The organism is Allobosea sp. OAE752 (genome assembly GCF_050433265.1).
Taxonomy (GTDB): Bacteria; Pseudomonadota; Alphaproteobacteria; order Rhizobiales; family Beijerinckiaceae; genus Allobosea; species Allobosea spartocytisi.
The window spans coordinates 202,296-226,991 of sequence record NZ_JBNPXO010000005.1 but is presented as its reverse complement, the minus strand read 5'-3'; the positions used below and the strand labels follow the sequence as shown (position 1 = coordinate 226,991).

General features: G+C 66.3%; 20 protein-coding genes. 15 read left to right on the top strand and 5 right to left on the bottom strand.

Annotated elements, in window-relative coordinates; all coding sequences use genetic code 11:
• Positions 1-61 precede the first annotated feature (61 nt).
• From GGC47_RS15130 to lptF, 3 genes are read right to left on the bottom strand one after another with little or no spacing between them, the layout of a single operon-like run.
• Entirely contained in the window at positions 62-2,614 is a 2,553-nt protein-coding gene (locus tag GGC47_RS15130; RefSeq protein WP_370954227.1) for an LPS-assembly protein LptD, read from the bottom strand.
• 49 nt (positions 2,615-2,663) lie between these two features.
• On the bottom strand, positions 2,664-3,758 hold the full coding sequence (gene lptG, locus GGC47_RS15125) for an LPS export ABC transporter permease LptG (protein ID WP_038367618.1): 1,095 nt from the start codon (positions 3,756-3,758) through the stop codon (positions 2,664-2,666).
• Complete coding sequence (gene lptF, locus GGC47_RS15120; protein WP_370954228.1) at positions 3,758-4,951, bottom strand: LPS export ABC transporter permease LptF; 1,194 nt, start codon at positions 4,949-4,951, stop codon at positions 3,758-3,760. Before lptF ends, lptG begins: the two co-directional genes overlap by 1 nt.
• A 157-nt stretch (positions 4,952-5,108) precedes the next feature.
• Between lptF and GGC47_RS15115 the strand changes: the two genes are divergently transcribed.
• From GGC47_RS15115 to GGC47_RS15100, 4 genes are all read left to right on the top strand, one after another.
• Entirely contained in the window at positions 5,109-6,602 is a 1,494-nt protein-coding gene (locus tag GGC47_RS15115) for a leucyl aminopeptidase (RefSeq protein ID WP_142020843.1), read from the top strand.
• A gap of 49 nt (positions 6,603-6,651) precedes the next feature.
• A complete protein-coding gene (locus GGC47_RS15110; RefSeq protein ID WP_038367611.1) occupies positions 6,652-7,104 on the top strand; it encodes a DNA polymerase III subunit chi in 453 nt (150 codons plus the stop codon).
• Positions 7,101-7,514: a hypothetical protein gene (locus GGC47_RS15105; protein WP_248311265.1), complete on the top strand. Its 414-nt coding sequence runs from the start codon at positions 7,101-7,103 to the stop codon at positions 7,512-7,514. Before GGC47_RS15110 ends, GGC47_RS15105 begins: the two co-directional genes overlap by 4 nt.
• Before the next feature lie 136 nt (positions 7,515-7,650).
• Positions 7,651-8,361 (top strand): L,D-transpeptidase family protein, encoded by a 711-nt coding sequence (locus GGC47_RS15100; protein WP_038367608.1) that lies wholly within the window; start codon positions 7,651-7,653, stop codon positions 8,359-8,361.
• A 72-nt stretch (positions 8,362-8,433) separates the two neighbouring features.
• Here the strand turns inward: GGC47_RS15100 and GGC47_RS15095 are convergent, their stop codons facing one another.
• A complete protein-coding gene (locus GGC47_RS15095) occupies positions 8,434-9,120 on the bottom strand; it encodes a DUF2161 domain-containing phosphodiesterase (protein WP_038367605.1) in 687 nt (228 codons plus the stop codon).
• Positions 9,121-9,269: 149 nt separating this feature from the next.
• Positions 9,270-11,141: an ABC-F family ATP-binding cassette domain-containing protein gene (locus GGC47_RS15090; protein WP_112762368.1), complete on the bottom strand. Its 1,872-nt coding sequence runs from the start codon at positions 11,139-11,141 to the stop codon at positions 9,270-9,272.
• Positions 11,142-11,504: 363 nt separating this feature from the next.
• On the opposite strand from GGC47_RS15090, the gene coaD reads away from it, so the two are divergent.
• The 11 genes from coaD to tsf all read left to right on the top strand — a co-directional run bounded on the left by coaD (position 11,505) and on the right by tsf (position 24,629).
• Entirely contained in the window at positions 11,505-12,005 is a 501-nt protein-coding gene (gene coaD / locus GGC47_RS15085) for a pantetheine-phosphate adenylyltransferase (protein ID WP_142020845.1), read from the top strand.
• Between the two features lie 211 nt (positions 12,006-12,216).
• The gene (proS, locus tag GGC47_RS15080; protein ID WP_142020846.1) at positions 12,217-13,548 is read left to right on the top strand and encodes a proline--tRNA ligase; all 1,332 of its coding nucleotides are present in this window, start codon (positions 12,217-12,219) and stop codon (positions 13,546-13,548) included.
• 28 nt (positions 13,549-13,576) lie between these two features.
• Positions 13,577-14,869, top strand: coding sequence for a lipoprotein-releasing ABC transporter permease subunit (locus GGC47_RS15075; RefSeq protein ID WP_051988446.1), 1,293 nt, complete (start codon positions 13,577-13,579; stop codon positions 14,867-14,869).
• Entirely contained in the window at positions 14,869-15,558 is a 690-nt protein-coding gene (locus GGC47_RS15070) for an ABC transporter ATP-binding protein (protein WP_038367597.1), read from the top strand. The genes GGC47_RS15075 and GGC47_RS15070 overlap by 1 nt, the downstream gene beginning before the upstream one ends.
• Before the next feature lie 629 nt (positions 15,559-16,187).
• Positions 16,188-19,664, top strand: a complete 3,477-nt coding sequence (gene dnaE / locus GGC47_RS15065; RefSeq protein ID WP_142020847.1) for a DNA polymerase III subunit alpha — start codon at positions 16,188-16,190, stop codon at positions 19,662-19,664.
• An 88-nt stretch (positions 19,665-19,752) separates the two neighbouring features.
• Positions 19,753-20,481 (top strand): bifunctional nicotinamidase/pyrazinamidase, encoded by a 729-nt coding sequence (gene pncA, locus GGC47_RS15060; protein ID WP_429068447.1) that lies wholly within the window; start codon positions 19,753-19,755, stop codon positions 20,479-20,481.
• 9 nt (positions 20,482-20,490) lie between these two features.
• A complete protein-coding gene (locus tag GGC47_RS15055) occupies positions 20,491-21,186 on the top strand; it encodes a helix-turn-helix transcriptional regulator (RefSeq protein WP_142020848.1) in 696 nt (231 codons plus the stop codon).
• Positions 21,187-21,268: 82 nt separating this feature from the next.
• Positions 21,269-21,646, top strand: coding sequence for a VOC family protein (locus tag GGC47_RS15050; protein ID WP_142020849.1), 378 nt, complete (start codon positions 21,269-21,271; stop codon positions 21,644-21,646).
• Between the two features lie 249 nt (positions 21,647-21,895).
• Positions 21,896-22,279, top strand: a complete 384-nt coding sequence (locus GGC47_RS15045; RefSeq protein ID WP_113253139.1) for a pore-forming ESAT-6 family protein — start codon at positions 21,896-21,898, stop codon at positions 22,277-22,279.
• 242 nt (positions 22,280-22,521) lie between these two features.
• Complete coding sequence (locus GGC47_RS15040; protein WP_038367582.1) at positions 22,522-23,523, top strand: 30S ribosomal protein S2; 1,002 nt, start codon at positions 22,522-22,524, stop codon at positions 23,521-23,523.
• Between the two features lie 182 nt (positions 23,524-23,705).
• Positions 23,706-24,629, top strand: a complete 924-nt coding sequence (gene tsf, locus GGC47_RS15035; RefSeq protein ID WP_038367580.1) for a translation elongation factor Ts — start codon at positions 23,706-23,708, stop codon at positions 24,627-24,629.
• The last annotated feature ends 67 nt before the right edge of the window (positions 24,630-24,696 follow it).

Here is a 24,696-nt window from a genome sequence, read left to right as displayed (position 1 = left end):
ATCAGGTCGAAACAACCCGATCGGTGCATCCGCCTCTCAGATATCGATGGGATCACGCGTTCTAGTTCGAGCCGCCCACGCCGTCGCCGGTCGAGGTTCCGCCGAGGTTCTGGGAATAGCTGATCTCGCCCAGAGTCCGCAGCTCGAGCCGGAACATGACGGTGCGCGTATCCTTCGTCGCGCCGGCCTGCCGGTCGGCATAGCTTTGCGAGTAGCTGACGTCGAAGACCGTGCATTCGTCGGTGTAGTTGATGCCGAGCGAGGTCGAGGCGGTCTGGAACGGACCGGTCGTCGGATAGGCCGGGATGGCCGTCGACGCCGCCAGGGCGGCGGCATAGGCGTTCCGCCAGAGCTCGCGGTCGTATTTGTACTTGTCGAGGTCGAACAGCACGCCGGCCCTGACGCGCCAGTTCGGGGTGACGAGCAGGGAGCCGTTCAGCGAAAGGCCTTCGCGGCGGCGGGGGATGCCGAGATCCGGCTGCGGCTCGTAGCGGGCATAGCCGACCGAGGCCGTGACGACGCCGGTCGAATAGGTCGCCGCGGCATCGATGCGCTGCGCCTCGAAGGTCGTCGAGTTCAGGCGCGTGGCACCGGTCAGGAAGAAGCCCTTCATCGGAGAGATCTGCGCCCGGGCAACGATGTCGGAGCTCGCCGTCTGGAGACCGGAATCGAGGCCGGTATTGAGCAGGTCGCCGGTCGCGTAGGAATTGCGCCCGCCGAGCTGGAACGACTGGCCGACCAGGAGGTTGGCATAGGCTTCCTTGCCGAAGCGACCGGTATAGAGCGCGCCGACATTGGCGCGCGTGCCGCCCTCGACGCGGTCGTAGCCGGAGAACTTGCCCTGCCATTCGAACAGGTTGTTGGCGTCGAAGACGAGGCTCTGCGAATCCTCGTTGGCGATCCGCAGGCTGTTCGTCTCGTTCGGGCGGGCGACGATCTGCGCCACCGGCTCGATGATATGCGTGCCCCAGTCGGTCTTGGCGACGAAGGGGTAGCGGTACATCAGGCCGATCGCCGGCATCACCCGGCCGAAGACCTCGTCCGAGCTGTCGGCGATCGTCGAGACGCGCGAATTGATGATGCCGCTGGTATCCGGGTTGATCGCGAAGACGTCGGCCCGCAGCGAGGCATAGGGCGTCCAGATCTGCCCGATCGGATCGATGATGTTGCGCCGCCACGAGACCTGCGCGGTCGCGCGGGACACGTTGCCTGCCAGCCCGCGCACGAGGCAGTTGTTCTTGTCGTAGACCGCGCACCCGTCATAGAGCGAATAGCCCGGTGTGGTGATCAGATAGTTCTTCTGTGCGGGCAGCTGGGTGAAGGCGGCCGTATCGCGGGTCAGGCTGGTGACGTTGACGTTGAACTCCAGCTCGCCGCCCAGGAAGGACGGCTTGTGGATGCGCTTGTCGTAGTCCAGCACCGGCAGCACCACGGGCTGCTGCTTCTGCCAGTCCTGATAGTTGAGCGGCTGGAAATAGTAGCCGCGCAGGTCGAACCAGGCGGTCGGGCTCTGGCCGTTCAGATAGGCCGTCGAGATCGATTCCTGCAGATAGGTGGTGTTGCTGAAGCTCTCGTTCAGGATGCGGTAGTTCTTGTAGAACCAGCGATCCGTCGACATGGCGGCGTTCCAGCCGACGGTCCAGCGCGGGTTGATGTAGAACTTGCCGGTCGTCTCGACCGATCCGCGGAAGCTGTCGTCGCCGGGACCGAGCGGGCCTGCGACGAAGGCTCCCTTGTCCTGCTGGAAGATGCCGGAGGCGCGGATCGTGTAGGAGCCGTTCAGCAGCCGGTGGCGCCACTCGACCTGTCCCAGCACGCCTTGGCGCGTGAGGAAGGTCGGCGTCAGCGTGAGGTCGTAATTCGGCGCGAGATTGAGGAAATAGGGCAGCCCGACGCCGAAGCCGAGAGCCCCGGTATTGATGAATTTTGGCGCCAGGAAGCCGGTCTTGCGCTTCACCGTCGAATCCGGCCCCGACATGTAGGGGATATAGGCCATCGGGATGCCGGCGAATTCGACGCGGGCATCCTCGTAATAGATGGTCTGCTCGGACTTCTTGTGGATGATGCGCGCCGCACGGACCTGCCAGAGCGGCGGCCGCTCCGGGTTGTCCTTGCAGGGCTCGCAGGCCGTGTAGATGCCCTTGTCGAAGACGAAGGTCTCGCCGTCCGTCCGCTCGGCGCGGGGCGCCGAGAAGCGGGTCTTATCGGGGTTCACCACCCTGAGCGAATCGATGAAGCCGTCACGGAAATCGTCGGTCAGGTTGAAGCGGTCGCCGGTGATGACGCTACCGTTCGATTCGGTGATGCGCGCATTGCCGATCGCCGTGACGCGCTTGTTCGCCTGGTCGTAGATGACCTTGTCGGCTTCGATCGTGCGGCCCTGATAAAGGATCTGCACGTCGCCGACGGCGGCGACGGTCTTCTTGTCGTTGTCGTAGACGAGTTCACGCGCATCGACGACCATGCGGTCCTGCGGCTTGGCAGGCGCTGCGGCTCCCGCCGCCGGCTTGCCCCCTGCCGAGGGCTTGCCCTGGGCGAAGCCCGGGCCGGCCAGCAGGAAGGCGAGGCTGGAGGCAAGCGCCGTCGCCGCAGCAAATCGTGCCACGCTCGTCACGCCTTGACCCATCCGTGAAACGCAAAATTAACCATAGGCACAGTAAGATTTACCCGTCTTCCTGATGGAGGAGGGCGAGAGCGCCCAGCATCGTCCCCAATGCTGCGGGCAGCCACGCCGCGACGACCGGATTGACGATTCCCGACGATCCGAGTTCCTCCGACAGTTGTGTCGCCACATAGAGCACGAACCCCGCCGCGACGCCAGCGATCACCAGTTTCGTGACACCACCAAAGCGGAAAAATCTTAAAGAAACGGATGCTGCCACCAGCACCATGGCGATCAGCAGCAGCGGGCGCGCCATAAGCGATTGATATCGCAGCTCATAAGGCGTCGTGTCGAGGCCGGCGCGCTTCGTCCGCTCGATGGCCGTCGGCATGGACCAGAAGCCGACCGCCGCGGGCGGTGTGAAACTTTGGCGCATCTGATCCGGCTCCAGCGTCGTCGCGAGATCGTAGTTCTTGTAATTCTGTGGCTCTTCCGAGGCGGAGATCACACGCGCATCGGAGAGCTGCCAGTGCCCGGGTCGCAGGATGGCCTGGCGGGCATCGATTCGGTCCCTGAAGGAGCCGTCCGGGTTGAAGTTGAAGATCGCGACCTGCGAGAGCCCGTCCTCGTCCGGCAAGGCACCGGCGGCACGGATGATCGCCTGGCCGTCGACGCTGCTCTGCCGCAGCCAGATTTCCGGCACGCTCGCGGCCGCCGGTCCGCCGGTGCGCACGAAGAGCCGGGTCTCGAGGGCGGTGGCGCGGCGCTTCATCTCGGAGGCGAGCGGGTTGTAGACCGTGATCGAGATCAGTCCGATCACCCCCGCCACCACGGCCGCCGGCTGCAGGAACTGCCAGGCCGAGACGCCGACCGAACGGGCGACGACCAGTTCGAGCTTCCGGCTCAGCGTCAGCAGCGCGAACATGCCGCCGAACAAGGCCGCGAAGGGGAAGATCTGCTCGGCGACGCTCGGAACGCGATAGAGCGCCAGCATGATGATGCGCGGCGTGGTGGCGATCGGCGAGTCGCCGGCCCGGCGCATCAGCTCGACGAAGTCGAGCGTACCGATCAGGAAAAAGAAGGTGCCGAACACGCTGATGATCGCGCGGGTGAAGCGCAGCGTCAGATAACGGCCGAGGGTTGTGAAGAGCAGCATCAGGCGCGCCGGAACCGGGCCGCCAGATTGACCAGCGGCAATGTCAGCGGGGCCGTCAGCCGGGCGAGGATGGGCCGCAGCCGCTCGCCGTAATAGATGAGGGCTACCGCCAGGATGATGGCGAGGAGAGGCAGGATATAGAGCATCGCGGCGGCGACGGGCGAGCGCACGCTCGCCGTCCAGGCGGCATAGGCTGCGATGCGCGTCGCGCCGACGATCATGATCGCCGCCTGGATCGCCAGAGCGCGGCCCTGGCGCGTGGTGCGCGCCTCGCCGATGGCTGCGAAGGCGATCAGCATGAAGGCGAAGGGGTAGAGCGGCGCCGAGAGGCGGTTATGCAGCTCGGCCCGGAACCGGCCTTCCTGGATCTTGTAATAGGCCTCGTTCGGGTTCTGGTTGATCAGCTCCCAGGTCGAGCGCTCGCGCGGCTTGTAGACCACCTTGTCGCCGTCGCCTTCGCCGGCCCCGCCGGTCGGATCGCCGGTCAGCGCCGAGAGATTGAGGGCGTAGCGCTCGAAGGAGATGATCGAGGTCGTGTTGGTGTTCTTGGCCTCGCGCTGGATCGTGCCTTTTTCCAGCATCAGGAAGCTCTGGCCCTCCGCCTCGACGGTGCGTCCCCGCTCGGCGAGGTAGATCGAGGGCTGCGTCGGGTCGCGCCGGTCCTGCATGAAGATGCCGACCAGCGAGTCGCCCACCTTTTCGCGGTAGTGGAAGGTCACGCCGGAATCGAGCGAGACGAACTGGCCTTCCTTGACGACGTTGGTGACGAAATCGGCCCGGATCAGAGTGATGAGGTCTCGCAGCATCCGGAAGCTTGCCGGCATCACCGACACCGTCATCCAGGCGACGACGACGGCCGTCGCCACGGTCAGGACCAGGAAGGGGCGCGTGACGCGGTGCGGCGCGATGCCGGCCGCGTTCATGACGATGAGCTCGGAATCGCCGTTGAGCTTGTTCAGCGTGTAGAGCGTCGACATGAACAGCGCGACCGGCGCGATACCCGCGACCAGCGCCGGCAGCGAGAGCAGGGTCACGGTCAGGAAGATCAGGACCGTCTGGCCCTTGCCGGTGATGAGGTCGACCTCGCGCAGCGCCTGTGTCACCCAGATCACGCCGGTGAGGCCGAGCAGCAGCACGATCGCCGCGCCCGCCGCGGTCTTGAGGATGTATCGGTCGAGGCGGTTCAGGAACACGCGTTGCTTTCCGGCAGGCGGGGAACCGAAGGGCCCCGAGGTGGTTCGTCGAACTCACCCTATGGTATAGGCGGATTTGCGGCGCAAACGGGAATCGTCCGCGCCGTGTCCTCCAACTGTCTCTTCCAAGCTATTTTCGCAAGATTGTGAGCGGATCATGTCGCAGCGCCTGAAGCTCGAGATCAAAGCCCCGGATACGGTCGAGGGGCACGATCTCGTCGTCCTCGTTTCCGATGCGCTGACCCTTTCGGGAGCGGCGCAGGAGGCTGCGGGGCCGGGCGCGCAGGCTTTGCTCGCGCGTGCGGCCGCCGCCGAGCGCTTCAAGGGCAAGGCCTATGCCGGGCTGACGCTGCCTGCGCCCGAAGGCGCCGCCTATGAGCGGCTGATCGCGATCGGCACCGGATCCGCCGCCGATCGCGGCGAACTCGATTTCGTGAAGCTCGGCGGAGTGATCGCAGGCCGGCTTGCCGCCGGTCGTAGCGCGGAGATCGTCCTCGCTCTGCCGGAGGGCATGGTGGAGGCGAAACAGGCCGCCGATCTGGCGCTGGGCCTCAGGCTGCGGAGCTATGTCTTCGACCGCTACAAGACGAAGAGTAAGGACAAGGACGAGACCGGCTCCATCGCGGTCACGCTCCGGGTGGCCGATCCCGCGGCCGCGAAGAAGGCTCTGAAAGCGGCGGATGCCATCGCTGCCGGTGTCGTTCTGGCACGCGATCTCGTCAACGAGCCGCCGAACGTCCTTTATCCGGAGGAGTTCGCCGATCGTGCGAAGAAGCTCGAAAAGCTCGGCGTCGAGGTCGAGATTCTCGACGAGAAGGATCTGAAGAAGATCGGCATGCGGGCACTGCTCGGCGTCGGTCAGGGCTCGCGCCGCGAGAGCCGCGTCGTCGTCATGCGCTGGAACGGCGCCGGCAAGGACGAGCAGCCGGTCGCCTTCATCGGCAAGGGCGTCACCTTCGACACCGGCGGAATCTCGCTGAAGCCCGGCGCCGGCATGGAGGACATGAAGGGCGACATGGCAGGCGCGGCCTGCGTCGTCGGTCTCATGCATGCGCTCGCGGCCCGCAAGGCGAAGGTCAACGCCATCGGCGTGATCGGCCTCGTCGAGAACATGCCGGACGGCAATGCCCAGCGCCCCGGCGACATCGTGACCTCGCTCTCCGGCCAGACCATTGAGATCATCAACACCGACGCCGAGGGCCGGCTCGTCCTGGCCGATGTACTCTGGTACGCGCAAGACCGCTTCAAGCCGCGCTTCATGATCAACCTGGCGACGCTGACGGGGGCGATCCTGGTCGCGCTGGCGCAGGAGAATGCCGGCCTCTTCACCAATAGCGACGAGCTGGCGCAGCGCCTGACGGTGGCCGGCCTCGCGACGGGCGAGACGGTCTGGCGCATGCCGCTCGGCAAGGCCTACGACAAGATGATCGATTCGAAATTCGCCGACATGAAGAACTCGTCCGGCCGCTATGCCGGCTCGATCACCGCAGCGCAGTTCCTGCAGCGCCACGTCAACGACACGCCCTGGGCCCATCTCGACATCGCCGGCACGGGCATGGCGGCCAAGGACAGCGAGATCAACCGTTCCTGGGGACCGGGCTGGGGGGTGCGCCTGCTCGACCGGCTGGTGAAGGACCATTACGAAGGGTGATTCGCTTTCTCAGGAAGTAGCGGTAAAGTTTTGGGTCGCAGGGGTTTTTATGGCTGAGATCCTGTTCTTCCATCTGCAGTCGCGCCCGCTCGAGCAGGTCCTGCCGACCATCCTCGACCGGGCGCTGGCGCGTGGTCAGAAGGTCGTGGTCGAGGTTTCCAGCCAGGAGCGGATGAGCGTCGTCGACGACCATCTCTGGACCTATGCCGATGAGAGCTTCCTGCCGCATGTCACGGCGATGGAAGCCGACGCGGCCAAGAACCCGATCGTGGTGACGACGCAGGCGCATAACCCCAATGCCGCGCAGGTGAGAATCTGCGCGGATGGCGTTCGCATTCCGGACGCAATGCAAGACTACGAGCGCGTCGTTCTGATATTCGATGGTGACGATCCCGAGGCGCTCAGTGCCGCTCGCGAGGATTGGAAGAAGGCGAGGGCTTCCGGACATGCCGCCAGCTACTGGCAGCAGGACGAGGCCGGCCGCTGGGAGAAGAAAGCGTGAGACTGCCTGTCCTGTTCCTCTGCGCCGCGGCGCTCGGCGGCTGCTCGGTCGACATGGGCGGCTTCGCCTTCCAGTCGGAGACGAAGGGTGGCGTCACCACCACGACGACCACCACCGGCAGCGCCGGCATCTCGACGCGCGAGCCGGTGCTGACGCCGGAAGGCGAGTGCAGCGTCGGCGTCTCGCTCGACCCCTCGACACGGCCGCTTCCCAAGGAGATCGCGCCCGGCATCACCGAATGCGAGCTGGTCAAGCTCAAGGGCAAGGCCCCGACCGACGTGCTGATCGGCGAGAGCGGCAAGGGCCAACGCGAGGTGCAGGTGCTGTATGCCGAGCCCGGCGGGCGCGAGCTTTATCTGTTCACCGACAACAGGTTGGGCCGAATCGTGAAGCCGGGCGGGGAGGGCTGAGCGGCGTCCGCTCGGCCGTCATCCCCGGGCTTGCCAGGGGAGCCCCGTGACGGCACTCTCAATTCAACAAGACGTTCAGCGGAACTAGACCGGCGTATGTTCTCGTCGGGCAGCAGGACATGGGAAGCGACCAGAGATGATCATGGACGGTAGGAATGCCGATTCCGGCAAGATGGACGAGATTGCTCTGCTGGAGCGTCGCGCGGGGCTTCTCAACCGCCGGTCGTTTCTGGCCGGCTCCGCCATGGGGCTCGGCGCGCTGACGCTGGGCGGTTGCGCGATCTCCGACGGCATGAGCCTCGCCGAGGCGGAGAAGGTCTACGGGCCCGTGCCTGAGGAGAAATTCCCGATCCCGGCGGTCGACGTCACCAAGGTCGATCCGAAATATTTCCGCAAGACCGTGCGCTACGAAACCAAGGAAGCGCCCGGCACGATCATCGTCGATCCCGGCAATTACTACGTTTACCGCATCGAGGAAGACGGGGCCGCCACACGCTACGGCGCCAATGTCGGCCGCGACGGGTTCCGCTGGAACGGCGACGCCTATGTCGGGCGCAAGTCCGAATGGGCGACCTGGACACCGCCCAAGGAAATGATCAAGCGCCAGCCCGAGGCCGCCAAATACGCCCGCGGCATGCCGGGTGGCCTCGACAACCCGCTCGGCGCCCGCACGCTCCATCTCTATCAGAACGGCGTCTACACGCTCTACACGATCTATGCGTCGAGCGATCCCGAGTCGATCGGCTCGGGGGTCACGAGCGGCTGTGTCGGCCTGCTCAGCCAGGACATGATCCACCTCTACAACCGCACGCCGGTCAAGACGAAGGTGGTCGTCCTGCCGGCCTAGGCGACAGCCTCCGGTGCGGGCAGCGGGCATTTGATGCTCGCTGCGGCGCCGTCGATGGCGGATGCCCGGACCTCAGGCAGCCACTCCGCTGCCATCCTGGCCCGCAGGAGGCTCCGGCAGCCATGTCGCCAACGCGCTGCGGCCTGTCTCGGTCAGCGCGTAGACGCCGCGCTCGGAGCGCTCGAACCAGCCATAGACATTCCGGCGCAAGATCTTCTGGGCATCGGGGAAGGATCGCTTGAGATCGCGCGGCCGTTGCGGCGCCGATGTCATCGCTGCCGCGCAGGCGAGCGCCTGCTGGCGATAGGCCGTCATGATCGGCTTGCGCGTGCCTCCGCCGGCGGCGGGGTCGCCCTGGCGTCGTTTATGCTCCTCGACCAATCTCGAGCGCCGGCGCGGATCCTTCCGGGGCGTCGGCGCGGTGGGAGACACCAGGACGTCGACGCGGCCGGATGAGGAGACGCCCAGCAGTCCAAAACCGAGGCGTCGGCAGAGATTGCGATATCGCGGATCGCTTTCGCGGCCCTTGCCCTTGGCGGAAAGCTGGGCGGCCAGCCAGATCTCGTCGCCGAGGCTCATTCTGTCCACACCCTGCAGAATGAGCTCCAGATTGAACGTCAGCTTGAGCTCGCCGATGACCACCACGGCCGGATCGTCATCCCGCAGCCCGACGAGATCGCAATGCCCGATTTCGCCCTTGACGCTATAGCCGAGGCCCTCGAGGAAGCGTTTGACGGGTAGATAAAGGGACGTTTCCACATCGGATCTCCGGGCAACCCGTCGAGCATGCCCCGATAGTCGTTTCAGAGAGGCAAACGCCGCCGCGAACGGGCGCACGACATGCGCCGCTTGCTCGGATAAACGCGTGCCTGGCTCGGACCATGTTCGTTCGGCCCGAAGCGCGTGCTTCAGGCGCTCTCCAGCTCCTCGCCCAGCACCAGCCACTCCTCCTCCGCCGCCGCGAGCGCTTCCGCCAGCTCGGCCCGCTGGCGGGAGAGCTGCAGCGCCTTGTCGGGCTCGCGCGAAAAGGCGCCGTTGGCGAGCGCGGCATCGACCTTCTCGATGAGGCCCGTCAGCTTGGCGATGCGTGCCTCGGCGAGGTTGAGCTTCTGCCGGAGCGGCCCTTGCGCCACGCGCTTCGTCGCCGCTTCCTTGCGCTCGTCCGCTTTCGGCTTCGCAGTGGCCTCCGGCGCCGGCTTGCCGCGCCTTTCGGCTTTGGCTGCGCCGAGCACATAGGTGCGGTAGTCGTCCATGTCGCCGTCGAAATTCTTCACAGTCCCGCCCGCGACCAGCCAGAGCCTGTCGGCGCAGGCCTCGATCAGGAAGCGGTCGTGGCTGACGAGCATGACGGCGCCGGGATAGTCGTTGATCGCATTGACCAGCGCCGTGCGGCTGTCGATGTCGAGATGGTTGGTCGGCTCGTCGAGGATCAGCAGATGCGGCCCGTGGAAGGTCGCGAGCCCGAGCATCAACCGTGCCTTCTCGCCGCCGGAGAGCAGCTTCACCGGCGTATCCGCCTTGGACGCGGGGAAGCCGATCTGGGCCGCCTTGGAGCGCACTTTTGCCTCAGGCGCATCCGGCATCAGGTCGCGTAGATGGCCGACCGGCGTATCCTCGATCCGCAATTCGTCGAGCTGGTGCTGGGCGAAATAGGCGGTCTCCAGCTTGCTCGACTTCTTCATCTCGCCGGACATGGCGTCGAGCCGGCCGCCGATCAGCTTGCAGAACGTCGACTTGCCGTTGCCGTTGGAGCCGAGCAGCGCGATGCGATCGTCCGGCGCGAGGCTGAGATTGAGCCGCGACAGCACCTTGCGCTCACCATAGCCGGCGCTCGCATCCTCCAGCACGATCATCGGCGGCGAGAGCGGCTTCTCGGGGCCCGGGAAGGCGAAGGGCTGGACGTCGCGGTCGACGATCGCCGCAATCGACTCCATCTTCTCCAGCCGCTTGACGCGCGACTGCGCCTGCCGCGCCTTCGAAGCCTTGGCCTTGAAGCGGTCGACGAAGGCCTGGAGATGCTTGCGCTCGGCGTCCTGTTTCTCCTTGGCGCGGGCGAGCTGCATCTGCTTCTCGGCCCGCTGCTTCTCGAAGGAGGAATAGCCGCCGCGATAGAGCGTGAGCTTGCCCTGGTCGAGATGCATGATGTGGTCGACCGAGGTGTCCAGCAATTCGCGATCATGGCTGATGACGATCACGGTATGCGGATAGCGCTCGAGGTAATCGTAGAGCCAGAGCGTGCCTTCGAGATCGAGATAGTTGGTCGGCTCGTCGAGAAGCAGCAGGTCGGGCTCCGAGAACAGCACCGCCGCCAGCGCGACGCGCATGCGCCAGCCGCCCGAGAAATCGGAGCAGGGACGCTGCTGCGCTTCCTCGTTGAAGCCGAGCCCGTGCAGCACCATCGCGGCGCGGGCCGGCGCGGAATGGGCGCCGATATCGGCGAGCCGCGTCTCGATCTCGGCGATGCGATGCGGATCGGTCGCGGTCTCGCTCTCCTTCATCAGGGCGGTGCGCTCGATGTCGGCGGCGAGCACCACCTCGATCAGCGATTCCGGCCCGCCTGGCGCTTCCTGCGCGACGCCGCCGATGCGCCGGCCCTTCGGCAGGCTGATATTGCCGCTCTCGGTGCCGAGATCACCGGTGATGATCTTGAACAGCGTCGTCTTGCCGGTGCCGTTGCGACCGACGAAACCGACGCGCGCGCCATCGGGAATTGCGGCGCCGGTGTGGTCGAGCAGCAGGCGCTCGCCGAGGCGATAGGTGATGTCGTTGATCGTCAGCATTCCGGCGATGTAGGGCGGTCGGCCGGAAAAGCCAATCGAAAGCGCGAAACGGGGCAAACGTCACGATTTCGTCACGATCCTGCCGCGGCGCGGCCCGCTGGCGCCTTCACCCAACGGAAATGCAGTAATTCTTCGATTCGCGAGGCTGTCTTCGATGCATGCCTACCCGTTCCAAGTCGCGTCCCGCCCTGTTTCCTTCCTGGCGCCTCTGATGATCTGCGTCGCGATCATCCTCGGCAGCGTTGCGGCGCTTACGGCGATCGTTCCGTTCTCCTGATCCTGTTGCGGCAACCGATGCGGCGGCGCGCGGCTTTGCAGCCGGCGGTGCTTGTCGCCGGCGATGCCAGCCGCTAACGCTGGATCATGACGCGCACCGCTTTCTACACCGGCTCCTTCGACCCCGTGACCAACGGCCATGCCGACGTCATCGCCGCCGCGGCAGGGCTTTGCGACAGGCTGGTCGTCGCGATCGGCGTTCACCCCGGCAAGGCGCCGCTTCTCCCCGTCGAGCAGCGCGCCGATCTGGTGCGCGCAGTCGCATCCCCGCTGCTGGCGGCGAAGGGGGCCGTGCTCGACGTCGTGACCTTCGACGATCTCGCCGTCGACGCGGCCCGTCGCGCGGGCGCTACGCTCATCATCCGCGGCCTGCGCGACGGAACTGATCTCGATTACGAGATGCAGATGGCCGGCATGAACGGCACGATGGGGCCCGATGTGCAGACGGTCTTCCTGCCGGCCTCGCCCGGCGTGCGCCACATCACCGCGACGCTGGTCCGGCAGATCGCGGCGATGGGTGGCGATGTTTCGGCTTTCGTGCCGCCGCCGGTGCTGGCGGCGCTGAAGGCGCGCTTCGCCAAAGGCTGAAGCATAAACGGCCGTCATTCCGGATCATGGCCCGGAATGACGGATCCGGTTCCAGCTCGGCCGACGGGGCGGGGCGCAAGACACATAACTTCGCCATCTTCCGCCGCTTTCTGCCGATTTTGGTTTGCATTTTGCCGAGAGCGATGGTGTCTCTCAGGTGAAGCGACTCGTCGCGCAGGGCCCTGCGCGACGCCCTCCGACAGGTTTTCCGATGCGTCTTTCCCGCTATTTCCTGCCCATTCTGCGCGACACGCCCAAGGAAGCGGAGATCGTCTCGCACCGGCTGATGCTGCGCGCCGGCATGATCCGTCAGGAATCGGCCGGCATTTATGCGTGGCTGCCGCTGGGCCTGCGCGTGCTCGACAAGATCTGCAAGGTCGTGCGCGAGGAGCAGAACCGCTCGGGCGCCGTCGAGATCCTGATGCCGACCATCCAATCGGCCGATCTCTGGCGCGAGAGCGGGCGCTACGACGCCTATGGCAAGGAGATGCTGCGCATCAAGGACCGGCATGATCGCGACATGCTCTACGGCCCGACCAATGAGGAGATGGTCACCGAGATCGTCCGGGCCTACGTCAAGTCCTACAAGGACCTGCCGCTCAATCTCTACCACATCCAGTGGAAGTTCCGCGACGAGGTGCGCCCGCGCTTCGGCGTGATGCGCGGCCGCGAGTTCCTGATGAAGGACGCCTATTCCTTCGACCTCGACAAGGACACGGCCCGCCACGCCTATAACCGCATGTTCACCGCCTATCTGCGCACCTTCGCGCGGCTCGGCCTGAAGGCGATCCCGATGCGCGCCGATACCGGCCCGATCGGCGGCGACCTGTCTCACGAGTTCATCGTTCTGGCTTCGACGGGCGAGAGCGAGGTGTTCTGCCACAGCGACTATCTGAACTTCCAGACTCCGGCGGTCGACACCGACTTCGACAGCGTTCCGGGCCTGCAGGGCGTCGTCGACAAGTGGACGAGCCTTTATGCCGCCACGGAGGAGATGCACGACAAGGCCGCTTTCGAAGCGATTCCCGAGGAGAAGCGCGTCTCGGCGCGCGGCATCGAGGTCGGTCACATCTTCTATTTCGGCACCAAATATTCCGAGCCCATGGGCGCGAGCGTGGCCGGGCCGGACGGCCAGCCCGTGCTGCTGCATGGCGGCTCCTACGGCATCGGCCCGAGTCGCCTCGTCGCGGCGCTGATCGAGGCCGGACATGACGATGCCGGCATCGTCTGGCCCGAGGAGATCGCGCCCTTCGACATCGCCGTCATCAACCTCAAGGCGGGCGACGCCGCGACCGACGGCGCAGCCGAACGCCTCTACAAGGACCTCCTCGCCAAGGGCTACGACGCGCTGCTCGACGACACCGACGACCGGCCGGGCGCCAAATTCGCCACCGCCGACCTGATCGGCGTGCCCTGGCAGATCATCGTCGGCCCCAAGGGGCTGGCCGAGGGCAAGGTCGAGATCAAGCGCCGTGCCGGCGGCGAGCGCGAGCTCGTCTCGCTGGAGGCCGCTCTCGATCGCTTCAAGGGCAAGGCGGCGTGACGGGATATCGGGCAGCGGGATATTGGGCATGAGCGCCGTCGCCGAAAGTTCGGACATCCCGACCGGCACGAAGCCTTTTGCCGGCTTCGAATGGCTGCTCGCCGGGCGCTATCTCCGGACGCGCCGGCGCGAGGGCTTCGTCTCGGTCATCGCCGGCTTCTCGTTTCTCGGCATCATGCTCGGTGTCGCGACGCTGATCATCGTGATGTCGGTGATGAACGGCTTCCGCAAGGAGCTGCTCGAGAAGATCGTCGGCGTGAACGGCCATATCTTCGCGACCCCGATCGACCGGCCCCTCGACGATTACGACAGCGTGGCCGAGCGGCTGCGCAAGATCACCGGCATCCAGCTCGCCATCCCGCTGGTCGAGGGCCAGGCCCTGGCATCCTCCCAGACCGGCAATAACGGCGTGCTCGTGCGCGGCGTGCGCGAGGCCGACATCAAGGCGATCCCCTTCATCGGCGGCAACATCAAGTCCGGCACGCTCGATGGCTTCGATGCTGCTCCGCCCGGCGTCGCCATCGGCATCCGCCTCGCCAATGCGCTCGGCGTCCAGGTCGGGGACACGATCACGCTGGTGACGCCGCAGGGCGCCTCGACGCCCTTCGGCACGGCGCCGCGCATCAAGGCCTACCCGGTCAAGGCGATCTTCTCGATCGGCATGACCGAGTTCGACGGCACCTTCGTCTACATGCCGCTCGCCGAGTCCCAGGCCTATTTCAACCGCGACGGCGATGTGAACGTCATCGAGATCTTCGTCGACAATCCCGACAACACGCAGAAGGTCCGCGACGCCATCGAAGCGGATGCGCCGCGCCCGCTCGTCCTCTCCGATTGGCGGCAGCGCAATCGCAGCTTCTTCAATGCGCTGGAAGTCGAGCGCAACGTCATGTTCATCATCCTGACGCTGATCGTGCTGGTGGCGGCGCTCAACATCGTCTCCGGCCTGATCATGCTGGTGAAGGACAAGACCGAGGACATCGCGATCATGCGCACCATGGGCGCGACGGCCGGCACGGTTCTGCGCGTCTTCCTGATCACCGGCGCGGCCATCGGCGTCGTCGGCACGCTTGCCGGGCTGATTCTCGGCGTTCTCTTCTCCCACTACATCAAGTCGATCATGGCCGCGCTGAACTGGATCACCGGTGCCAATCTCTGGGACCCGACGGTGCGCTTCCTCAGCGACATCCCCTCGGTCCTCGACTGGCGCGACGTCGTGAATGTCGTCCTGATGGCGCTGACGCTGTCGCTGCTGGCGACGCTCTATCCGGCCTGGAAGGCGGCGCGGCTCGACCCGGTCAAAGCGCTGAGGATGGGCTGATGGCGCAGGAAACGCCCGCGCTCTTCCTGTCGCAGGTCGAGCGTTTCTATCCGCAGGCGGATGCGCCGCTCGAAGTGCTGCGCAAGGCCGATTTCGCGCTCTGGCCGGGCGAGGTCGTCGCGCTGGTGGCGCCGAGCGGCACCGGCAAGTCGACGCTGCTGCATGTCGCCGGCCTGCTGGAGAAGCCGGATGGCGGCGAGGTCTTCGTCGGCGGGCTGGCCACCACCAAGCTCGACGACAAGGGCCGCACGCGGCTGCGCCGCACCGAGATCGGCTTCGTCTATCAGTTCCACCATCTCCTGCCGGAATTCACGGCGCTGGAGAACGTCGTGCTGCCGCAGCGCATCCGCGGGCTGGACCGGGATGTCGCGGAGGAACGGGCGGCGGAACTCCTGAGCTTCCTTGGTCTCGGCCAGCGGCTCGACCATCTGCCGGGCGAGCTCTCGGGCGGCGAGCAGCAGCGCGTCGCCATCGGCCGCGCCGTCGCCAACGGTCCGCGTCTGCTGCTGGCGGACGAGCCGACCGGCAATCTCGATCCGCAAACCGCGCAGCATGTCTTCGGCACGCTGATCGCGCTCGCCCGCGCCTCCGGGCTCGCGGCGCTGATCGCGACGCACAACCTCGATCTCGCCCGCAAGATGGACCGCCAGGTCACCATCCGCGAAGGGCTGGTCGTGCCGCTGGCTTGAGAGCCTGCCGCCATTCCCGGGCGCCGCGGAGCGGCGACCCGGGGCTCTCCTGCCTGATGAACTGCGGAACCACCCCGTCATTCCGGCCGCAGCGAAGCTGAGCGCCGGGATCCATGATAGGGCGCTCCGCTCTACGATGGATCCCGGATCTACGCGGCTTCGCCGCTTGTCCGGGATGACGGGGTGGTTCCGCAGTTCATTTTGCCAGAGATGCTCGGGTCGAGCCCGAGCATGACGCGGTTTTACGCCAGGCGAGGCGCCACAAGCGTCAACCGTTAAGCAATCGTTGACTCTTCAAGAAGGCTGGGCCGGGTCCCTTTCGCCGCGGCAATTGACGAGAACAAAAGATGAACTAACATGAACTTATCGAGAACAACGGAGGTTCGCTATGACTGCAGCGCGTAAATTCGCCGCCGGCCTGGCCGAGATCGCCTCGCTTGCGGTCTTCCTCGGCATGATCTGGCTCTGGGCCGCTCTTCTCTCAGGGCCGCAGGTCTGATCATGGCAGGAGGGGGCGGGAGGCGCGCCGTCCACAGCCGGCCCGAAGAGGCTATCGACGGGCGCCCCCGGGGAGTTCCATAAGAAAAGGCACGGGTGAGCGAGTCGCGGCGCGGCGGCGGGAGAGGGACATGGGACGGGACGCAGGCGAGACACGCATCCTGTCGGACATCGGCTTCGTCCATCTCCATGTCCATTCGAGCTATTCCTTGCTCGAAGGCGCGATGACGGTCACGACGCTCGCCAAGATGGCCGCCGCCGACGGCCAGCCGGCGCTGGCGCTGACGGACACTGACAATCTCTTCGGCGCGCTGGAATTCTCCGAGAAGCTGTCCGGCTCCGGCTTGCAGCCGATCGTCGGTGTGCAGCTCTCGGTCGATTTCGCCGATGAGGGCGAGGGCGGCCGCAGGCCGGTGCAGCCGCAGCGCCTGCCGCATATCGTCCTGCTCGCCATGGACGAGGCGGGTTACGGCAATCTGATGAAGCTCGTCAGCGAGGCCGCGCTGGCGACCGGCGGCGCCGGCCAGCCGGTGACCACGATCGAGCGCCTTGCGACCTATCACGACGGGCTGATCGCGCTGACGGGCGGCAGCGAAGGGCCGGTCGATACGGCGCTGCGCAATGGCCAGATTCCCGTGGCGGCGGCGCGGCTTGCCACGCTCGCTCAAATCTATGGCGACCGGCTCTATGTCGAGATCCAGCGCCATGGCGGCGAGAACGAGGCGGCGCTGGAGGCGCATCTCCTGCGCCTCGCCTATGATGCCGATCTGCCGATCGTCGCGACCAACGAGCCCTTCTACGCCAAGCCCGCCGATTTCGACGCCCATGACGCGCTGCTGGCCGTGGCCGAAGGGCGCCTCGTCTCGGATGGCACGCGCCGCCGCGTCACGCCCGAGCACTATTTCGCTTCGCGCGCCGAGATGAAGAAGCGCTTCGCCGATCTGCCCGAGGCGCTGGCGAGCACGGTCGAGATCGCGATGCGCTGCCACTGGCGCGTCACCACGCGCAAGCCGATCCTGCCGCGCTTCGGCGAGGAGGGCCGCGACGAGGCCGAGGAATTGCAGGAACAGGCGCGCGCCGGTCTTGCCGCGCGGCTCGCCAAGCATGGCCCGGCCGAGGGCTTCTCCGTCGAGGATTACGAGAAGCGGCTCGATTTCGAGCTCTCGATCATCACCCGGATGAAGTTCCCGGGCTACTTCCTGATCGTCTCGGACTTCATCAAATGGGCCAAGGCCCAGGATATCCCGGTTGGCCCGGGTCGCGGCTCGGGCGCTGGCTCGCTCGTCGCCTATGCGCTGACCATCACCGACGTCGATCCGCTGCGCTTCGGCCTGCTCTTCGAGCGCTTCCTCAACCCGGATCGCGTCTCGATGCCGGACTTCGACATCGACTTCTGCCAGAACCGGCGTGAAGAGGTGATCGACTACGTCAAGCACCATTACGGGCAGGAGCGCGTCGCCCAGATCATCACCTTCGGCACGCTGCTCGCCCGCGGCGTGCTGCGCGACGTCGGCCGCGTGCTGGAAATGCCCTATGGCCAGGTCGACAAGCTGACCAAGCTGGTGCCGCAGAACCCGGCCAAGCCGATCTCGCTGAAGGATGCCATCGAGGGCGAGCCGAAGCTGCAGCAGGCGGCCGAAGAGGAGCCGATCGTCGCGCGGCTGCTCGAAATTGGCCAGAAGCTGGAAGGGCTTCACCGCCATGCTTCGACTCACGCCGCAGGCGTGGTGATCGGCGACCGACCGCTCGAGCAGCTCGTCGCGCTCTCGGTCGATCCGCGCACCGGCATGCGCGTCACCCAGTTCAACATGAAATGGGTCGAGCAGGCTGGCCTCGTGAAGTTCGACTTCCTCGGCCTCAAGACGCTGACCACGCTGACCACGGCGGTGAAGCTCATCGCCCAGCGCGACATCCAGATCGACCTCGCCCAATTGCCCTTCGACGACCCGCCGACCTACGCCATGCTGGCGCGCGGCGAGACGGTCGGCGTGTTCCAGGTGGAATCGGTCGGCATGCGCAAGGCGCTGGTCGAGATGAAGGCCGACCGGATCGAGGATCTGATCGCGCTGGTGGCGCTCTACCGTCCCGGCCCGATGGACAACATCCCGACCTATTGCCGCCGCAAGCTCGGGCTGGAGGATCCGACCTATCTCCACCCCGGCATGGAGCCCTATCTGCGCGAGACGCACGGCATCATCGTCTACCAGGAACAGGTGATGCAGGTCGCGCAGGCGCTCTCGGGTTATTCGCTCGGCGAAGCCGACCTGCTGCGCCGCGCCATGGGCAAGAAGATCAAGGCGGAGATGGACGCCCAGCGCGACCGTTTCGTGAAGGGCGCCATCGAGGGCGGCATCAAGAAGGACATCGCCTCCGAGATCTTCGACCTCCTGGCGAAGTTCGCCGACTACGGCTTCAACAAGAGCCATGCGGCCGCCTATGCGGTCGTCGCCTTCCAGACCGCCTATCTCAAGGCGAACTTTCCCGTAGAGTTCCTCGCCGCGTCGATGACGCTCGACATGGGCAACACCGACAAGCTCTCGGAATTCCGCCGCGATGCCGAGCGGCTCGGTATCAAGGTCGAGCGGCCGGCGATCAACCATTCCGGCGTCGAATTCGACGTCGCCGAGGGCAAGATCTTCTACGCGCTCGGCGCCATCAAGGGCGTCGGCCGGGCGGCGGTCGAGGCGCTGGTCGCGGCGCGCCAGTCCGGCGGTCCCTTCCGCGATCTCGCCGATCTCGCGCGCCGCATCGACACCAGGCTGGTCAACCGCCGCACGCTGGAAGCGCTCATCGCCGCCGGCGCGCTCGACGAGCTGCAGGAGGACAGGGCCCGCGCCATGGCCGCCATCGATGGCATGCTGGCGCTCTCCAACCGCACCCGCGACGAGGCGGCCGCCGGCCAGTTCGACCTGTTGAGCGGCGGCGTCGTCCAGGAAGCCTTCCGCATCCCGCAGGTCGAGCCCTGGGCTCCGGCCGAGAAGCTCAAGCGCGAGCACGAGGCGGTCGGCTTCTTCCTCTCGGGCCATCCGCTCGACGATTACGAGCATGTGCTGAAGCGCCTGCGCGTGCAGCGTTATGCCGATTTCGCCCAGACCGTGCGCGCCAACGGCACCGGCGTCGGCAAGGTCGCGGTCTCCGTCATCGACAAGTCGGAGCGGCGCACCAAATCCGGCAACAAGATGGGCATCGTCAATCTGTCGGATCCGAGCGGCCAGTTCGAGGCGGTCCTGTTCTCGGAAGGGCTGATGCGCTACCGCGATTTGCTGGAGCCGGGCAGGGCGCTGGTGCTGCGGCTTTCCGCCGTGCTCGACGGCGAGGAGGTGCGTCCGCGCATCGAGGATGTCGAGGTGCTCGACGATCTCGCCTCGCGCCAGAAGCAGGACCTCCTGATCTATCTGCGCGACGACAAGGCCGTGCCCTCCATCGCCGAGCGCATCCGGCCGCGCGGCGAGGCTTCGCGCTCCGACGGCAAGGTATCGATCGTCATGATTCTCGACGATGGTGCGCAGGAGGTCGAGATCGAGCTGCCGGGCAAATACCCGGTCACCCAGCAGGTCGCCAATGCGGTGCGCGCCGCTCCCGGTGTTGTGAGCGTCGAACTGCGTTGAGACCTGCCGGCCGGCCTGTTTCCCGCCTTGCCGGCACTTGCCCGCGGCATGGGGTTGAAGCACGCTGTAGACCGCAAGGAGGGCGGCCATGGCTGGACCGTTCGAGATCGACAGGCGCATGCTGATCGCGGGGGCGACGGTGCTGACCGTTGCCGGCGTACCGCATGGCGCCCGGGCACAGGAGACACCCGTGATCGACGAGCGCGCCGTTCTCATCGTCGTCGATGTTCAGAACGATTTCTGCCCCGGCGGCAACCTTGCCGTTCCCAGGGGCGACGAGGTCGTCCCGGTCATCAACGCGCTGGCGAAGCGCTTCTCGAACATCGTGCTGACGCAGGACTGGCACCCGGCCGGGCATTCGTCCTTCGCCTCCAGCCATCCCGGCAAGAAACCGTTCGAGACGGTCGAGATGCCTTACGGCCGGCAGGTGCTCTGGCCGGATCACTGCATCCAGGGCTCGAAGGGGGCGGAGTTCCGCGCCGATCTCGACGTTTCCAGCGCACAGGCGATCATCCGCAAGGGCTATCGCCGCGAGGTCGACAGCTATTCCGGCTTCGTCGAGGCCGACCGCAAGACCCCGACCGGCCTCACCGGCTATCTCAGGGAGCGCGGCATCCTGCGCGCCGTCATCGTCGGGCTCGCCACCGATTTCTGCGTGAGCTGGACGGCGCAGGATGCATCCGCCGCCGGCTTCGAGACCTATGTCGTCGAGGATGCCTGCCGCGCCATCGATCTCGAAGGTTCGCTGGAGAAGGCCTGGGCCGAGATGGCCGAGAACGACGTCACCCGGGTCAGGGTGAGCGACCTGCCGGGCTGAGCCGCGTCGGTGTCGCGCGCCCAGCGCCTGCTCGATCTCATCCAGCTCCTGCGCCGCCACCGGCGTCCGGTCTCCGGTCGCCGGCTCGCCGATGAACTCGGCGTCAGCATTCGCACGCTCTATCGCGATATCGTCACGCTGCAGGGGCAGGGCGCCCCGATCGAGGGCGAGCCCGGCCTCGGCTATGTGCTGAAACCGGGCTTCATGCTGCCGCCGCTGATGTTCGGCGAGGACGAGATCGAGGCGCTGCTGCTCGGCTCGCGCTGGGTCGCGGACCGCGCGGACGGCCCGCTCGCTCTCGCCGCGCGCGATGCCATGGCGAAGATCGTCGCCGTGCTGCCACCCGACCTGACGCGCCGCGTCGAGGATGCGGTGCTGATCCTCGGGCCGGGTCGGGCGATCGCCGCCGCAGAGGGCATCGATCTCGCCGCCATGCGGCGCACGATCCGCGCCGAGCGCCGGGCTCGCATGGCCTACGGCGACGGGCAGGGGCGGGCGAGCGAGCGCATCGTCTGGCCGCTGGCGCTGTCCTTCTTCGATCATGTCCGCGTCCTCGTCGCCTGGTGCGAACTGCGGCAGGATTTTCGCCATTTCCGGGTCGATCGTATCGACCGGTTCGAGCCGCTGGATGCGCGCTATCCGCAGCGGCGCGCAGTGCTGCTCAAGGCCTGGCGCGAGAAGGAGGGCATTCCGTCGCCGCAATGACGGACACTGCCGGAAATTGGCAGCATCTGATTCTACGGTCTGCATCGTCGAAACCGCCGAAGACGAGCCCTGGAGGCCAATCATGTTCGATGCTCATTTCATCCTGCTGCATGTCGAGAGCCCGGCAGCGAGTGCGCGCTTCTATGCCGATCTGATCGGTCAGGAGCCGAAGGAACTGTCGCCGACCTTCGCGATGTTCGTGCTGCCCTCGGGCATCCGGCTCGGGCTCTGGTCGCGCCATACGGTCGAGCCTGCCGCGACCGCGCAGGGCGGAGCGGCCGAGGTCGCGATGATGGCGCCGTCTGCCGCGGCCGTCGATGCGACCTGCGCGGAGTGGCGTGGGCGTGGCATCGCGATCCTGCAGGAGCCGACCGATCTCGACTTCGGCCGCACCTTCACGGCGTCCGATCCCGACGGTCATCGCCTGCGCGTGTTCTGGCCGTTTCCCGCGGAAGGCTGAAGCGTCCGACAGGTGTTTCCCGGAACCTGCCTGGCAAGAACCGCTTGGCAGGAACCTGCCTGGGTGGTCGGTCCTTCAGGAGCCGCCCAGCAGCGGTTTCCGGCCTGGCACGAACGGCATGCGTGCCGTTCGGCAGCGGGGGTTGTCGGCATGGGCCGGGGCGGCTAGGCACGAGGCGGGGGGAGGGAGCGCATGTCTCGCATGCGATTGATTTGAAAGCTTGAAGGATACTCCAAAATGATCTCGAAAATGTCATTGAAGGTTGTCGTCGCGGCCGCCACGCTGCTGTCTTCCGCCGTGCCGTCCTTCGCCCAGACCCAGGCCGACCAGCTCAAGCTCGCCTATCAGGCGGCGCGCAATCAGCTCGGCCTTCTCGGTTATTGCGTCGACAAGGGCTACACCGATGGCGGTGCGGTCGAGGTCCAGAAGAAGCTGGTCGCGCTGATCCCGGCCCCGGCCGATCTCAGCGGCGGTGATGCCGCCGAGGCTGCCGGCCGCAAGGGCAAGATCTCCGCCATGGGGATGGAGCAGGACATCGAGGCCATCGCCAAGGCGCAGAACGGCACGTCGGCCGTCTATTGCAAGCAGATCGGCGATCTCGTGAAGCAGATGGGCGCCAAGCTGCCGCAGTAAGGGGCGGATCGGGCACCGATTCCGTCAGGAACGACCCCGCGCGAGCCGCTCGCGCGGGTATTTGCCGGCTCCATCGGCTTTTCTATGCCTTGCCGGCTTGCATTGCGGCGCTATCCCTTGTATGGCGCACGCCATCCCACATGGAGCGCATCGCCTCTGTCCTAAGAGGCGTTCCGGTGACGCGGCAGCCTATGCCTGTTCATTCGCGCTCCAGAGGCTCAACCGGAAGGATAACGAATACCATGGCTCTGCCTGATTTCTCGATGCGCCAGCTCCTTGAGGCCGGCGCCCATTTCGGCCACCAGGCCCACCGCTGGAACCCCAAGATGTCCCCGTACATCTTCGGCGTCCGCAACAACATCCACATCCTCGACCTGTCGCAGTCGGTGCCGATGCTGCATCGTGCCCTGCAGGCCGTGTCGGACACCGTCGCCAAGGGCGGCCGCGTCCTCTTCGTCGGCACCAAGCGCCAGGCGCAGGATGCCATCGCCGATGCCGCCAAGCGTTCGGCCCAGTATTATGTCAACTCCCGCTGGCTCGGCGGCATGCTGACCAACTGGAAGACCATCTCGGCCTCGATCCAGCGCCTGCGCAAGGTCGACGAGCTGCTCAATGGCGGCGGCTCCGGCCTGACCAAGAAGGAGCGTCTGATGCTGTCGCGTGAGCGCGACAAGCTCGAGAAGGCGCTCGGCGGCATCAAGGACATGGGCGGCACGCCGGACATGATCTTCGTGATCGACACCAACAAGGAAGCGCTCGCGATCAAGGAGGCCCAGCGCCTCGGCATCCCGGTCGCCGCCATCGTCGATTCGAACTCGGATCCGGACGGCATCACCTTCCCGGTCCCGGCCAATGACGACGCCGGCCGCGCCATCCAGTTCTATTGCGACCTGATCGCCCGTTCGGCGATCGACGGCATCGGCCGCGCCTCGGGCGACCACGGCGTCGATCTCGGCGCGTCGGAAGCTCCGATCGTCGAGGAGGCCCTGGAGCCGGTTGCGGCCGAAGGCCAGGTCTTCGAGGTGCTGACCACGCCGCGTGGCGCTCCGGACGATCTCACCAAGCTCTCCGGCATGGGCCCCGACGCGGTCCAGAAGCTGAACGACGGCGGCATCTACCACTTCTGGCAGATCGCGGCGATGTCGCCGGCCGACGTGACCAAGATCGACCACGACCTCAAGCTCGGTGGCAAGATCGAGCGCGAGGGCTGGGTCGCCCAGGCGCGTGAGCTCGCCGACGCCTGATCGGCCGAATGAATGATGGCGACGCGTCATTCGCGCGTCGCAATCAGGCTTCTGATGTGATGCCAAACAGCGCCGACGGCCGGAAACGGAGCGTCGGCGTTTCCCCATCGATGGCGTCGCAACGAGAGATCCGCGGCCGGCCTACCGGGCTCGCGCCGCACGACAGCTAAGGATTTGAGACAATGGCAGCGATCACCGCCGCACTCGTGAAGGAACTCCGCGACAAGACCGGCGCGGGCATGATGGATTGCAAGGCCGCGCTCTCCGCCAATGACGGCAACCTCGAGGCCGCCATCGACTGGCTGCGCGCCAAGGGCCTCTCCAAGGCCGCCAAGAAGGCCGGCCGCGTCGCCGCCGAGGGCCTTGTCGCCGTCGCCGTGCAGGGCCATGAGGGTGTCGTGGTCGAGGTCAACTCCGAGACCGACTTCGTCGCCCGCAACCCCGAATTCCAGGCGCTCGCCAAGAGCATCGCCGATGTCGCGCTGGAGCGCGGCGGCGACGCCGAGGCGCTGCTCGGCCATCACTATCCGGGTGGCGGCACGGTGCAGGAAGCCATCGCCAACGCCATCGCCACCATCGGCGAGAACATGACGCTGCGCCGGGTCGCCGCGCTCAAGGTCTCCTCGGGCCTGATCGGCTCCTATGTCCACGGCGCGATCGCCGAGGGCCTCGGCAAGATCGGCGTCATCGTCGCGCTGGAGACGACCTCCAAGAGCGACGAGCTCGTCGCGCTCGGCCGCCAGCTCGCCATGCACGTCGCCGCGACCAACCCGGTCGCGCTCGACCTCGCCTCGGTCGCTCCCGACGTGCTGGAGCGCGAGAAGGCGATCCTGGCCGAGAAGAATGCCGGCAAGCCCGCCCATGTGCTCGAGAAGATCACCGAGAGCGGCCTGAAGAGCTACGCCAAGGAATACTGCCTGCTCGAGCAGGCCTATATCCATGACGGCTCGAAGTCGGTCGCGCAGGTGCTCAAGGAGCTCGAAGGCAAGCTCGGCGCTCCGGTGAAGCTCACGGGCTTCGTCCGCTACGCGCTCGGCGAAGGCATCGAGAAGGAAGAGCAGGACTTCGCTGCCGAAGTCGCTGCTGCCGGCGGCACCACGGGCTGACAAGCCTGTTCAGGAATGACAGAAAGGCCGCGCATCGCGCGGCCTTTTTTGTAGGAAGAAGGGCCGC

Bases quoted from the DNA above. Each gene is read 5' to 3' on its own strand.
- pncA (WP_429068447.1), top strand. From the start codon at position 19,753: ATGGCTGGACCGTTCGAGATCGACAGGCGCATGCTGATCGCGGGGGCG.
- GGC47_RS15070 (WP_038367597.1), top strand. From the start codon at position 14,869: ATGGCGCAGGAAACGCCCGCGCTCTTCCTGTCGCAGGTCGAGCGTTTC.
- GGC47_RS15045 (WP_113253139.1), top strand. From the start codon at position 21,896: ATGTCATTGAAGGTTGTCGTCGCGGCCGCCACGCTGCTGTCTTCCGCC.
- GGC47_RS15100 (WP_038367608.1), top strand. From the start codon at position 7,651: ATGATCATGGACGGTAGGAATGCCGATTCCGGCAAGATGGACGAGATT.
- GGC47_RS15110 (WP_038367611.1), top strand. From the start codon at position 6,652: ATGGCTGAGATCCTGTTCTTCCATCTGCAGTCGCGCCCGCTCGAGCAG.
- dnaE (WP_142020847.1), top strand. From the start codon at position 16,188: ATGGGACGGGACGCAGGCGAGACACGCATCCTGTCGGACATCGGCTTC.
- coaD (WP_142020845.1), top strand. From the start codon at position 11,505: ATGACGCGCACCGCTTTCTACACCGGCTCCTTCGACCCCGTGACCAAC.
- GGC47_RS15050 (WP_142020849.1), top strand. From the start codon at position 21,269: ATGTTCGATGCTCATTTCATCCTGCTGCATGTCGAGAGCCCGGCAGCG.
- GGC47_RS15040 (WP_038367582.1), top strand. From the start codon at position 22,522: ATGGCTCTGCCTGATTTCTCGATGCGCCAGCTCCTTGAGGCCGGCGCC.
- lptG (WP_038367618.1), bottom strand. From the start codon at position 3,758: ATGCTGCTCTTCACAACCCTCGGCCGTTATCTGACGCTGCGCTTCACC.
- GGC47_RS15115 (WP_142020843.1), top strand. From the start codon at position 5,109: ATGTCGCAGCGCCTGAAGCTCGAGATCAAAGCCCCGGATACGGTCGAG.
- proS (WP_142020846.1), top strand. From the start codon at position 12,217: ATGCGTCTTTCCCGCTATTTCCTGCCCATTCTGCGCGACACGCCCAAG.
- GGC47_RS15075 (WP_051988446.1), top strand. From the start codon at position 13,577: ATGAGCGCCGTCGCCGAAAGTTCGGACATCCCGACCGGCACGAAGCCT.
- GGC47_RS15090 (WP_112762368.1), bottom strand. From the start codon at position 11,141: ATGCTGACGATCAACGACATCACCTATCGCCTCGGCGAGCGCCTGCTG.
- tsf (WP_038367580.1), top strand. From the start codon at position 23,706: ATGGCAGCGATCACCGCCGCACTCGTGAAGGAACTCCGCGACAAGACC.